Annotated in this window: 11 protein-coding genes; 9 read left to right on the top strand and 2 right to left on the bottom strand. The window is 35.8% G+C overall.

All coding sequences use genetic code 11. From position 1 onward, the window contains the following. Positions 1-183 precede the first annotated feature (183 nt). Entirely contained in the window at positions 184-1,224 is a 1,041-nt protein-coding gene (locus NDQ75_RS01595) for a GntR family transcriptional regulator (RefSeq protein ID WP_202029130.1), read from the top strand. 79 nt (positions 1,225-1,303) lie between these two features. Here the strand turns inward: NDQ75_RS01595 and NDQ75_RS01590 are convergent, their stop codons facing one another. Continuing rightward, positions 1,304-2,314: a helix-turn-helix transcriptional regulator gene (locus NDQ75_RS01590; protein WP_202029020.1), complete on the bottom strand. Its 1,011-nt coding sequence runs from the start codon at positions 2,312-2,314 to the stop codon at positions 1,304-1,306. Between the two features lie 342 nt (positions 2,315-2,656). On the opposite strand from NDQ75_RS01590, the gene NDQ75_RS01585 reads away from it, so the two are divergent. Beyond that, positions 2,657-3,220, top strand: a complete 564-nt coding sequence (locus tag NDQ75_RS01585) for a DUF1543 domain-containing protein (RefSeq protein WP_202029019.1) — start codon at positions 2,657-2,659, stop codon at positions 3,218-3,220. A gap of 22 nt (positions 3,221-3,242) precedes the next feature. Here NDQ75_RS01585 and NDQ75_RS01580 read toward each other — a convergent pair whose 3' ends face one another. Next, the gene (locus NDQ75_RS01580; protein WP_202029017.1) at positions 3,243-3,686 is read right to left on the bottom strand and encodes an Lrp/AsnC family transcriptional regulator; all 444 of its coding nucleotides are present in this window, start codon (positions 3,684-3,686) and stop codon (positions 3,243-3,245) included. Positions 3,687-3,800: 114 nt separating this feature from the next. Here NDQ75_RS01580 and NDQ75_RS01575 point away from each other — a divergent pair, with 114 nt between their 5' ends. The 7 genes from NDQ75_RS01575 (at position 3,801) to secA (ending at position 12,866) form a co-directional block, all read left to right on the top strand. After that, a complete protein-coding gene (locus NDQ75_RS01575; RefSeq protein WP_202029015.1) occupies positions 3,801-4,226 on the top strand; it encodes a hypothetical protein in 426 nt (141 codons plus the stop codon). 73 nt (positions 4,227-4,299) lie between these two features. Further along, positions 4,300-5,175, top strand: a complete 876-nt coding sequence (locus NDQ75_RS01570; RefSeq protein ID WP_202029013.1) for an NmrA family NAD(P)-binding protein — start codon at positions 4,300-4,302, stop codon at positions 5,173-5,175. A gap of 153 nt (positions 5,176-5,328) precedes the next feature. Next, the gene (locus tag NDQ75_RS01565; protein WP_202029011.1) at positions 5,329-7,197 is read left to right on the top strand and encodes an ABC-F family ATP-binding cassette domain-containing protein; all 1,869 of its coding nucleotides are present in this window, start codon (positions 5,329-5,331) and stop codon (positions 7,195-7,197) included. A gap of 66 nt (positions 7,198-7,263) precedes the next feature. Continuing rightward, positions 7,264-7,746 (top strand): hypothetical protein, encoded by a 483-nt coding sequence (locus tag NDQ75_RS01560; protein WP_202029010.1) that lies wholly within the window; start codon positions 7,264-7,266, stop codon positions 7,744-7,746. Between the two features lie 551 nt (positions 7,747-8,297). Beyond that, positions 8,298-8,876 (top strand): cob(I)yrinic acid a,c-diamide adenosyltransferase, encoded by a 579-nt coding sequence (locus tag NDQ75_RS01555; RefSeq protein ID WP_202029008.1) that lies wholly within the window; start codon positions 8,298-8,300, stop codon positions 8,874-8,876. Positions 8,877-9,017: 141 nt separating this feature from the next. Then, positions 9,018-9,239 (top strand): DUF2795 domain-containing protein, encoded by a 222-nt coding sequence (locus NDQ75_RS01550; RefSeq protein ID WP_008612884.1) that lies wholly within the window; start codon positions 9,018-9,020, stop codon positions 9,237-9,239. Positions 9,240-9,509: 270 nt separating this feature from the next. After that, positions 9,510-12,866, top strand: coding sequence for a preprotein translocase subunit SecA (gene secA, locus NDQ75_RS01545; protein WP_202029006.1), 3,357 nt, complete (start codon positions 9,510-9,512; stop codon positions 12,864-12,866). Positions 12,867-12,873: the final 7 nt, after the last annotated feature.

Here is a 12,873-nt window from a genome sequence, read left to right as displayed (position 1 = left end):
ATACAATTTGTTACTGCTAAACTAATTGATACTAATTTGTTATCTGTCCTGTACTGTACCGTAATCCATAAAAAAAATCTTAAAGTATTAGAATTTACTGGCTCTTTGCATTATACTTGCGAAGGAATTGTAAATAATTTTCAAAGTAAAAACCATCCTTTAAACCTTAAAGCGTTTACGATTATGTTGGCATCTATAAGCATAGACGAAAGTTCAAGAAAGCCTAAGTACAAACAGGTGGTAGATGCAATTATTCAAAACATTTCTACAGGAAACTTAAAAGTGGACGATAAAATACCTTCCATTAATCAATTTAGTGAAGAGTTTTACCTTTCCAGGGATACAGTAGAAAAAGCATATAGTATTTTAAAGGAGCGTAAAATTATCACCTCTATTCGGGGTAAAGGATATTACATTACTAGAACTCAATTGATATCAAAAATCAATATTCTAATGTTAATCAATAAGCTGAGCTCTTATAAAATGCGTATTTACAATTCGTTTATTGATTCTATTGGAGGGAATTCGCATACCGATCTTCATATTTATCACTGCGATGAAACCTTGTTTTTAAATTTACTTGAGAAGAACTTAGGGGCGTACGATTATTATGTAATTATGCCTCATTTTAAGAGTAAAGATCTTCAGCACCTTAGTTCAAATGATGCTATTGCCAATGCCATAGATAAAATACCAAAAGAAAAATTGGTAATAATGGATAACAACAAAGTCGGTTTAGATGATAGTATTGCTGAAATTTACCAAGATTTTGAAAATGATATCTATGAAGCTTTAAAAGTTGGTCTTGATAAAATTAAAACGTACAAAAAGCTTTTTTTAATTTATCCTGAAAAATCAGTTTACCCTTATCCCAGGCGAATATTGCATGGTTTTAGGAAGTTTTGTGTTGAATTTGGTATCGATTTCGACATTATTGATGAAATCTACGAAGATATTATTTTAAAGGAAGGCGATCTTTTTATAACTATTGAAGAGTCGGATTTGGTGAACTTGATTAAGCAAATTAGGGAGAAAGATCTTGTTTTAGGAGAGAATATCGGCGTGATTTCATACAATGATACCCCGCTCAAAGAACTTTTGGGAATCACGGTAATTTCTACTGATTTCAAAAAGATGGGGGAAACAGCAGCCCAAATGATTATCAATAAAGAAAAAGGAAAGATTAAGAATCCTTTTAATTTTATTGAAAGAAAATCACTTTAACTACCGCTGATTCTTCTATTATCTCTTCTTCAAACTTCTGAATAAAAGTTTAGCCTTTCGTTAGCAAGAGAGTCTTATTTTATTTTTCCAAATGACTTTTACGGTATTCTGAGGGTAAAGAACCGCTGTATTCTTGAAATTTTTTGCTAAAGTAGCTTCTATTGTTAAAACCTATTTTATAGCTCACTTCAGAAATATTTAAGGAAGGATTAAGAAGCAAGGAAGCGGCAAAATCCATTTTCAACTTTAATATATAATTGTTGGCAGATAATCCGTACGTATTATTAATTATTTGTTGAAGCTTGGTAGCGTTTATTCCAGCGGCGAGTTGAAGATCTTTAAGTTTGAAGTTTTGATCAATATGTAAATTAATGTAGTTATCTATCGCTGCAATCTCTTTGTGATATTCTTTTCGGGTAGTATCTATATTAGAAAGGAAGACGTTTTCAAAGTACTTTATCTGGCTCACCAAAATTTGAAGCACCGTGCTATGTATCTGAAGCTGATTTAAAACTTCTGAAGAATGAGATGCCCAAAGGCTCTCCGCTACTTTATTAGCGGAAATGTCTATGCCTCCTGCAAAATGAAAATAGCCATTGTTCATATTCTGCTCAATATATTCCCGAAAACTGCTATTGAGTAAAAAGGGTTTGTTTAAATCGTCAATTTGGAGTAACAAACTTGTGTTGATTACGATATATTGGAGGCGAATATTTGCAGGTAGCTTGGCGTGATGCTCAAATTCTCTTTCTAAGTAGAATAGATTATGGTGCATTTCTTTTAGAGTGATATAATCTTTCTCCTCAGCAGATTTTTGAAGCATATAACCTTTATGAAAAAACAGGAAATAAAGAAGATTTTCATCGTCTTCTGTAATGGAGTAATTAATTTCCTCTAAAAAAGTTATATCATAAATTAGGGCATCAATTCGTCCAAATAAATGTACCGCTCGTATTTCCCCAACGGCCATTGCATTATTCACTCTAAGTATTTTATCCCTACCGGATGTTTCCACTACACCGCCCAAAGTGCCTTGGAGGTCATAAAGAACAGAGGAGACGCTCTCCTTAGTCATTCTTATATCTTTCATTCTTAAAGTGACACGTGCTTAAATTGCTAGAAGCAAAAATAATTATTAAAAGCTTTGCTGTCAAGTTGCTTTTTTTAGAAATAGCCACAAAAATGAACGAAATTGCCACTTTTTTGCAAAAAAGCTTCTTTTTTAATAGATGATTTTCATGTATGTTAAGGCTATATGTTCCGAAGCTATGCGTTATTTGTCATATCGATTTTGATTTTTCAAATATTTACGGTAAAAATAAATAAGGTGGGGTGGGGAGTTTAAGTCTTCAAATAATTCAACTTAACATCTTTTTGCCAATGAAGTTTAATTACAAGATTTATCTTTGCGCAAATTTCAAATTTTATAAATATGACTTCAGAAAGGAAATTGTTTATGGTAATGTTGGGCTGCAAACCCGAAGGTAGGTTTACTGAACAGCACGATATTTTCTTCGGAATTGGCTCCTCGTTAAAAGAATTGGTGCCAGCCATGAAATCTTTCTGGCCTGAAGCAAAAGGGCAAATCCATATTGATGCCTGGCGTGAAGTTACTTCGGTTGATGGCTACAAGATTACTATTCAAGAGCGTAGTGAAAACGATACTTCTGAAGATCAATTGTTTTTTGTAAATCTAGGCGGATACAAAGAAAATGAGTTCGAAGAATATCATTATAAAATTTTAGCGGTTACCAAAACAAAAGCGGAAGCCATAAAAAAGTCCAAAGCCACTACGTTCTACAAACATTGTGGTTTTAAAGGTGCAGAATCTCATATTGATGATAAATACGGAGTCGATGTAGATGATATTTACAATATCGAAGAAATGCTTTCCAATGAATTTAAAGAGAAATACCAACTTTCTTATACCCAAATGGATACTATTTCAGAAGATGAAATGCATGTGGGCTATGTTAAAATAGCTTCTTTAAAATAAATCAAAAAATAGATTGTTAGCACTATCTATTCTTGCCAATCGGTTTGTTTGAGATTACATTGGAGAGTACAATAGAAGTTCGCACTTCACCATAGGTAATTAATTTGTCTATAAACTCTTCCAAATGAAATTGATCGTAAAAGACCACTTCCATAACCAAATTTTCATTGCCCGTAATCCGGTAGCAGTTTAATACCTCTTTAAACTGTTTTACCTGTTCCAAAAACGGTTTTAGTTTTCCCATAAACGCCCGCAAGGTAATAAATGCTTTTAATTGATATCCTGCTTGAATATGGTTCACTTCAGCAGTATATCCATCAATTACACCTACATCTTCCAATTTTTTAATGCGTTCGGCAACTGCGGGTGAAGAAAGGCCCACTTTTCTCCCTATTTCGGCATGGGAATAACGTGCATTTTCCTGTAAAAGTTTTAAAATTGCCCAATTCAGGTCATCTATTTTCATATTAAGCTAAATTACCTTAAATACTTTAATTATTAATGCAAATTACGCTTTTTGCTTTAGAATAGAAATAAGATTTTTTCTTTTCCGCAGTAAATTTGGAGTAAAGAAGCAAAGGTGAAGAAAAATTATTTTCGACATGGTTACCGAAGGCGAAATGTAACCAAGTTACCGGTTTACAAAAAGGCCATTCACATCTTTACGCTGAGTAGACAAATTGTTGAATACTTGCGGGGGGAAAAATCTGTTATGGAATTACATCGTTCACAAAGTCTGGATGATGTCTATTCTGACAAGTTAATCATGACTTCTTTGGGGCTGGCACCTAAAATTGCAATGGCTGAAACCTCGCCGGATATCAACGTAAAATTAGCTTCTCTTTCGTCACTGGAAAAAACTACCGCTTCTTTAATCCATTACTGCGAAAAGTTAGAAATCAGAAGTCAACAAGGCAGGGAATTTTTATCGCTGCTGCGTCAAGAGATTAAAAAATTTGGTCATTTGCAGACCAAATGGGCTGGTAGCATACACAGCAAGAACTAATTGCGAACTTTTATTTTACTATTCTAAAATTCATTACCTTTCTTCTTAATGTGAAGAATAAGCAGGTGTTGAAATGAAAAATGTGCTAATTACCGGTGCTACGGGGAATATTGGTAGTGAGGTTATTCATTATTTAAATGAAATACGCTCTACCGACCAAATTTTTGCTGGCGTTCGTAATTTAGAGTCTGCCAAAGCCAAATTTCAGCATATTCCAACACTTCAATATCGGATTTTTGATTTTGAAAATTCAGAAACGTATCAACCCGCTTTGCACAACATTCAGCTTTTATTTCTATTGCGTCCTCCACAAATTGCCGATGTAGATACTTTTTTTAAACCTCTCTTGGAAACTGCTAAATCGGTAGGAGTCCAGCAAATTATATTTTTATCCGTGCAAGGGGCTGAAAAAAGTAAAATGATTCCGCATTACAAAATTGAAAAGTTAATTCTGAAGCTGAATTTTAAATATATATTTATTCGTCCCAGTTATTTCATGCAAAATTTAACCACAACCCTTTTACCTGAAATTAAGACAAGAAAACAAATAACGTTGCCATCAGGAAAGGCTAAATTTAACTGGGTGGATGTAAAAAACATTGGAGAAAATACAGCAATTTGTATTCATGATTTTAATGACTTTAAGAATCAGGCGCTTGAAATTACAGGGAAGGAAAATAAAAACTTCTTTGAAGTTACTGAGATTATGAGTCGCATAATTGGCGAAGAAATTCGCTTTCGCAGTGTTAATCCAATTTCATTTTACATAAAAAAGCGGAGGGAAGGAATGCCCAAGGAATTTGTTCTTGTAATGCTAATACTGCATTTCTTGCCTAGGTTTCAAAAAGTGCCAAAATTGAGCAACGCTTTTCAAAAAATAACAGGCAAACAGCCCACATCGCTGGAAGAATTTATAAAAAGGGAAAGGGATGTGTTTTTAGGTGTTTAATCTGGCAAGGTCAAGATCGCAATTTAAAAGTTAACAGTGCAAATTATAAAAACCTCAAGCAACTAACATCCGGCATTCAGTAGTCTTCTCAGGAATCATCAAATTTTATCGTTTGCAAACTTGAAATTGCTTTAATTTGCAAAAAATGTATTTGTGAACTATCTATCAGTAGAAAATATAGCCAAATCGTATGGCGAACGTGTTCTTTATACCGACATTTCCTTCGGAATCAATAAAGATCAAAAAATAGCATTCATAGCTAAAAATGGTACTGGAAAAACTTCCTTACTGAATATTATCACAGGAAAGGACACTCCTGATAGCGGTCAGGTAATTTCACGGAATGGTATTCGAATTTCCTTTTTGTCGCAAGAACCCGATTTGGATCCTAATTTAACTATTGAAGAGACCATTTTTGCTTCTGAAAATAATGTGCTGAAAACTATTCAGCAATATGAAAAAGCATTGCAAAATCCGGAAGATACCGAAGCTTACCAAAAAGCTTTTGAGCAAATGGATATTAAAAATGCTTGGGATTTTGAAACACAATACAAACAAATTCTTTTTCAGCTGAAGCTGGAGAAACTGGATTTAAAAGTAAACAAACTCTCGGGCGGACAAAAAAAACGTTTGGCGCTCGCCACTATTTTACTCAATACTCCCGATTTGCTCATTCTCGATGAGCCTACCAACCATTTGGATCTGGAAATGATTGAATGGTTGGAACAGTATTTCGCAAAAGAAAATATAACGCTATTTATGGTAACACACGACCGTTATTTTCTGGAGCGTGTGTGTAACGAAATTATAGAGCTAGACCACGGGAAACTGTACCAATATAAAGGAAATTATTCTTATTATTTAGAAAAGAAAGAGGCGAGACTTCAAGCAGAGCAGGCGTCGGTAGATAAAGCAAAAAACTTATTTACAAAAGAACTGGATTGGATGCGGCGCCAGCCGAAAGCCCGAACCACTAAGTCCAAATCTAGAATTGATGATTTCTACAAAATAAAGGAAAAAGCTCACCAACGCAGGCAAGACCATAAAATTCAATTGGAAATTAATATGGAGCGTTTGGGGAGCAAAATTGTGGAGTTTCATAATGTGTCCAAAAGTTTTAAAGACAAAAAAATACTGGATAAATACGAATACACCTTTAAAAAAGGCGAACGTATTGGAATTATCGGTAAAAATGGAACTGGAAAATCTACTTTTTTAAATGTTCTTACGGGTAATGTTTCACCTGATGCAGGAAAAGTAATCATTGGTGAAACTGTAAAATTCGGTTATTATACGCAAAGCGGTATCAATCCGAAGCCTGCACAAAAAGTAATTGATATTATAAAAGAATACGGCGAGTTTATCCCGCTGACGAAGGGAAGGCAAATTTCTGCGGCTCAATTGTTGGAAAGATTTTTATTCGATCGTAAAAAACAATACGATTACGTCGAAAAGTTGAGTGGGGGAGAGTTGAAAAGGCTGTATTTGTGTACGGTTCTTATTCAGAATCCGAATTTCCTTATTCTTGATGAGCCAACCAATGATTTGGATATTGTAACCCTTAACGTTCTGGAAGAGTTTCTATTGGATTTTCCGGGTTGTTTGGTGGTGGTTTCTCACGACCGTTATTTTATGGATAAAATCGTAGATCACCTTTTTGTTTTTAAAGGTGATGCTGAGATTGAAGATTTTCCAGGGAATTACACCGATTACCGCGCGTATGAAAGCAGTGAGCCCGAAAAGGAAACTAAAACTACCTCGGAAGAGAACACTAAAAAAACTTGGAAAAAAGATGCCAATGCTGGATTGAATTATGAAGAGCAAAAGGAGTATAAACGACTGGAACGGGACATAAAAAAACTGGAAGAACAGAAAAAAGAGGCCGAAGCTGTTTTTGCTACTGGAGAATTGGTTGGCGATGAAATTGATAAGCAATCCATAAAGCTTCAAGAAATTATTGATGCTATTGAGGAAAAAACAGAAGCTTGGTTTGAACTTTCCATGAAAATGGAAGAGGGGTAGTGGTAGTTGGCAATATTCAGTATGCAGTACTCAATATTCGTTTTTAAGAAAGCTAAAACCAGAAACTTGAAACCTTTTAAGTACATAAAATATCTATTCACATCCACTAACCGCCATGGGGTGCATTCGCCTTTTGTGTATGAATATTTAACAAACGGACTTTATAAAAACCAACGGTTTGGGGAGCATAAAATGTTGATGGAATGGAAGGAAAGGGCTCCATTTTCAAAACGAAAACAGAAAATCATCAATCGTACTCTTCATTATTTTAATGATATGGATTTTTCTAAGTTTCACGAAAATTGCTTCCGAAGTGACAAAACTGAATATTTTTCATTGAAAACTGATTGTGTTGAAGAAATTCTGGGTGCTTCTGATGATTTCAGTTTACTGGTGATAGATCATATTTCAGCAACAAACCTTCAGAAAAAACAGTGGGAGCATTTAAAAAAGAACACAAAATTTCAAGTGTCTATCGATTTTTTTGATATCGGACTCTTATTCAGGAAGAAAGGTCAGGTGAAAGAAGATTTTTCTATTCGAATTTAATTTGTTATTTTAAATGGAGTGGCGGGAAAGTCCTGCCAATTTTAATGTAAAAAGTCATTTAAAAACTATTCCCAATTAAGTAGTAAGATCTACAAGAGTAGTTGTTTTGATTTGGGTTGTTCTAGCTTAAAATAGCGTTGAAATCAGCCGCAAAAAAACTCCTTATCCTCAGAATAGTAATCAAAAGCTCCGAGAGCAGGAGCGAAGGTACGGAGCGACGCGGAGTTTTGATTGCGGTTTTACGACTTAATGGTCGAAAAAATTCCTTGGATAAGGCGCCTTTTTCTTTGTTTCGTTTCTTTTGGGCGAGCAAAAGAAATGAAAAGGCACCCTATGAAATGATAGATACTATATTTCTCACTCAAAACTGAACTAGAGCCATTTGGATTGTTATATTAGCTGTTCTATTTATCTTCGTTTGGTTGAATAATAAACGCAACATGAAGCGAATGAGAGATAGACGGAACAACAGGTTTGAAGACCGTTATAGTTCTAAAAGAAAAGAGCGGTAACCTTTTGTCAAACTTGGAACATTATTAAAATTATAAGTATTGAAAATTTACACGAAAACTGGGGATAAAGGGACAACCGCATTGTACGGCGGATCACGTGTTCCCAAGCATCATATTCGAATCGAAGCTTACGGAACCGTTGACGAACTCAATTCCTGGATGGGACTTATTCGCGATCAAGACATAGGTGAGAGCTATCAACAAACGATTATTGAAATTCAGGATCGGCTTTTCACCGTTGGAGCAATTTTGGCCACGCCACCGGAAAAAGAATTTTTAAAAAGTGGAAAAAAGCGATTGAATATTCCATCTATAATTTTAGGCGACATTGAGTTTTTAGAGAATGAAATCGACAGAATGGATGCTAGCTTGCCTCAAATGACTCATTTTGTTTTACCTGGAGGTCATACAACTGTGTCATATTGTCACTTGGCTAGAACCGTGTGTCGCAGGGCAGAACGAAAGGCTACGTATTTGTTTGAAAACGAAGCTTTTGATGAGTTGGTTTTGCGTTATTTAAATCGTTTGTCGGATTATTTATTTGTGTTGGCACGGAAGTTGACTTCTGACTTGAAGGCTGAGGAAGTGAAATGGATCCCCAACAAGGAGAATGGTTAAAACAGACCTTTAAATATTGAACAATAATCAATATAACGCCCTAAAAACTACGTTCTTAGAAATAATATGTAAATAATATAAATTTTACTTGACTTTTTACTTTAAAAATTTATTTTTGCACAAAATTAAAATCTATAGCAGATGTATTGGACTTTAGAATTAGCATCCTATTTAGACGATGCCCCTTGGCCCGCGACAAAAGATGAATTAATTGACTATGCTATTAGAACCGGCGCTCCATTAGAAGTAGTAGAAAATCTACAAGCTATGGAAGACGAAGGCGATATGTATGAATCTATTGAAGAGATTTGGCCGGATTATCCAACAGAGGAAGATTACCTTTGGAATGAGGATGAATATTAACAACACTTAACATTATAAAGCAAAAAAGTCTCTTCTGAGGCTTTTTTTTTGCTTAATTTTGACGAAGTGATCTAAACTTTTAAAATTGAAGTTTACCCGCCTTGATGGTAGGGAGAAATTGTTGGTTTTGTACCCTTTGAAGCGTTTTTATGAAAGGAATAGCACAGCGCTACAAAGCAGTAAAAACCCAAAATAAATGGTGTGAAAAGCAATTTTTAACCGATTTTATAAAAGATTATATCACTTGAATACCTAAATACAAATAAAAACATGAGTTTACTCGATTCCGTTTTAAAAGTTTTCGTAGGAGATAAGGCGAAGAAAGATGTGAAGGCTTTGCAACCTATTGTAGACCAAATAAAATCTTTTGAAGATAAGCTATCTCAGCTCACTAACGATGAACTTCGTTCTAAAACACAAGAGTTTAAAAATAAGATAAAAGCTGCTACCGCTTCTTTTGATGAAAAGATTGCTGAACTAAAGGCAGAAGCAGAAGCTTCCAACGACATCGATCGTAATGAAGATATTTATACTGAAATAGATGCTTTAAAGGAAAAAGCGCAGGAAGCTTCAGAAAAAACACTTAACGATATACTTCCAGAAGCGTTTGCCGTAGTTAAGGAAACTGCTAAACGTTTTGCCAATAACGAAACCATTACCGTTACAGCCTCAGCATTCGATAGGGAAATTTCTGGAAAGAATGATTATGTTACGTTAGAAGATGACAAAGCGATTTGGAGCAACTCTTGGGACGCCGCAGGTAAAGAAGTAACTTGGGATATGGTGCATTACGATGTGCAACTTATTGGAGGTATTGCCCTTCACCAAGGAAAAATTGCCGAGATGCAGACAGGGGAGGGTAAAACGTTGGTGGCAACCTTGCCAGTTTACCTAAATGCCCTAACTGGTAACGGTGTTCATTTGGTAACAGTAAACAACTATTTGGCACGTAGGGACAGCGCTTGGATGGGTCCTTTATTTGAGTTTCATGGCTTGTCGATAGACTGTATCGATAACCATCAACCGGGCTCTGTAGGTCGTAGAAAAGCATATTTAGCAGATATAACATACGGGACGAACAATGAGTTTGGTTTCGATTATCTGCGTGATAACATGTCGCATACACCAGACGATTTGGTACAGCGCACACACAATTATGCTATCGTGGATGAGGTCGATTCTGTATTGATTGACGACGCGAGAACACCATTGATTATTTCTGGACCGGTTCCGCAAGGAGATCGTCATGAATTCAATGAATTAAAACCAAAGGTAAGCGATCTTGTAGCTAAGCAACGCCAATATTTAACGGGTCTCTTAGCAGAAGCTAAAAAATTAATTGCTGAAGGAAATACCAAGGAAGGAGCGTTTCAGTTGTTACGTGTTCACCGCGGATTGCCAAAGAATAAAGCACTTATTAAGTTTTTAAGTGAGGAAGGGATAAAGCAGTTACTTCAGAAAACGGAAAACCATTACATGCAGGATAATAACCGTGAAATGCCGGTTGTAGATGAAGCATTGTGGTTTGTTATCGATGAAAAGAACAATCAAATTGAACTTACTGACAAGGGAATTGAATATTTATCAGGGGATACCGATCCAGATTTCTTTGTGATGCCAGATATTGGTACGGAAATAGCTCAAATTGAAAATAAAAATCTTTCTCCGGAAGAAGAAGCGGAACTTAAAGAAGAGCTTTTTAAAGATTTTTCAGTAAAAAGTGAACGTATCCACACTATGAACCAACTTTTAAAGGCGTACACGCTTTTTGAAAAAGATGTGGAATATGTTGTGATGGAAAATAAAGTGATGATTGTAGATGAGCAAACGGGGCGTATTATGGATGGCCGTCGTTACTCAGATGGTCTTCACCAAGCTATTGAGGCTAAAGAAAATGTAAAGATCGAAGCGGCAACACAGACTTTTGCTACCGTAACTTTACAGAATTACTTTAGAATGTATAATAAATTGTCTGGTATGACAGGTACTGCCATTACCGAGGCGGGAGAGTTTTTGGAAATCTATGATTTGGATGTGATGGAAATCCCAACCAATAGACCGATTGCCAGAAAAGACATGCAAGACCTTATTTACAAAACGAAAAGGGAAAAATACAATGCCGTAATCAAAGAAGTAATTCGATTGGTAGGTGAAGGTCGCCCAGTATTGGTAGGTACTACTTCTGTAGAGATTTCCGAGTTATTATCGAAATCTCTTTCCATGAACAAAATTCAGCATAACGTATTGAATGCGAAGCTTCATAAAAAAGAAGCCGACATCGTTGCGGAAGCTGGTAAGCCAGGAGTGGTAACTATTGCGACCAACATGGCAGGTCGTGGTACCGATATTAAACTTTCCAAAGAGGTTAAAGACGCTGGTGGTTTGGCCATTATTGGTACAGAACGTCACGATTCCCGTCGTGTTGACCGCCAGTTAAGAGGTCGTTCCGGTCGTCAAGGAGATCCTGGAAGTTCGCAGTTCTATGTTTCTTTGGAAGATAATTTGATGCGCCTTTTCGGTTCTGAAAGAGTAGCAAAAATGATGGATAGAATGGGACTGGAAGATGGAGAGGTAATTCAGCATTCCATGATGACCAAATCCATTGAAAGGGCTCAGAAAAAAGTAGAAGAAAATAACTTCGGGGTACGTAAACGTTTATTGGAGTATGACGATGTTATGAACGCTCAACGTGAAGTAGTTTATAAAAGAAGAAGGCACGCCTTGGAAGGGGAACGTCTTAAACTGGATATCGCCAATATGGTGTTTGATACCTGCGAGGCTATCGTAGAGAGTAACAAGTTGGCTAGCGACTTTAAAAACTTCGAGTTTGAGTTGATTAAATATTTCTCTACTACTTCTCCTATAAACGAAGAAGAATTTAAAAAGAAATCCGCTAGGGAAATTACCGATGTGGTTTACAAAGCAGCGCTTCAATATTACCAAGATAAGATTGAGCGTAATGCCAAAACAGCGTATCCGGTAATTAAAAATGTTTATGAGAACGAAAACAATAAGTTTGAACGTATTGTAGTTCCATTTACAGATGGTATTAAAACCTTGAAAGTGGTAACCAACCTTAAAGATGCTTATGAATCTGAAGGGAAGAAGTTAATCACCGATTTTGAAAAGAACATTACCCTTGCCATTATTGATGATGCATGGAAGACGCATTTACGGAAGATGGATGAATTGAAGCAATCTGTGCAGTTAGCGGTCCATGAGCAAAAAGATCCTTTATTGATTTATAAGTTTGAAGCTTTTGAACTTTTTAAAGGGATGATAGATAAGGTGAACAGGGAAGTGATATCTTTCCTATTCAAAGGAGAACTTCCAACAGAAGACACATCCAACATTCAAGAAGCTCGGGAAACGAAGCGGAAAGAAGATTATAAAACGTCTAAAGAAGAAATTCCAAATAGTGATGAGTTAGCGGCACAAAATAGAGCTGCCGGTCAAACTCAGCAACGCCCACAGGTTACAGAAACTATTGTGAGAGATAAGCCCAAAATTGGACGAAACGACCGTGTTACTATTAAAAACGTAATGACGGGAGAAAATAAAACTCTTAAGTTTAAACAAGCGGAACCCCTTTTAACCAAGGGAGAATGGGTACTTGTAGAAGACTAAAAAAGGT

This window comes from Galbibacter mesophilus, from assembly GCF_023721415.1.
In the GTDB taxonomy this organism is placed as follows: Bacteria; Bacteroidota; Bacteroidia; order Flavobacteriales; family Flavobacteriaceae; genus Galbibacter; species Galbibacter mesophilus.
Note: the sequence above shows the minus strand (reverse complement) of the source record. Positions and strands in the feature narration are given on the sequence as shown.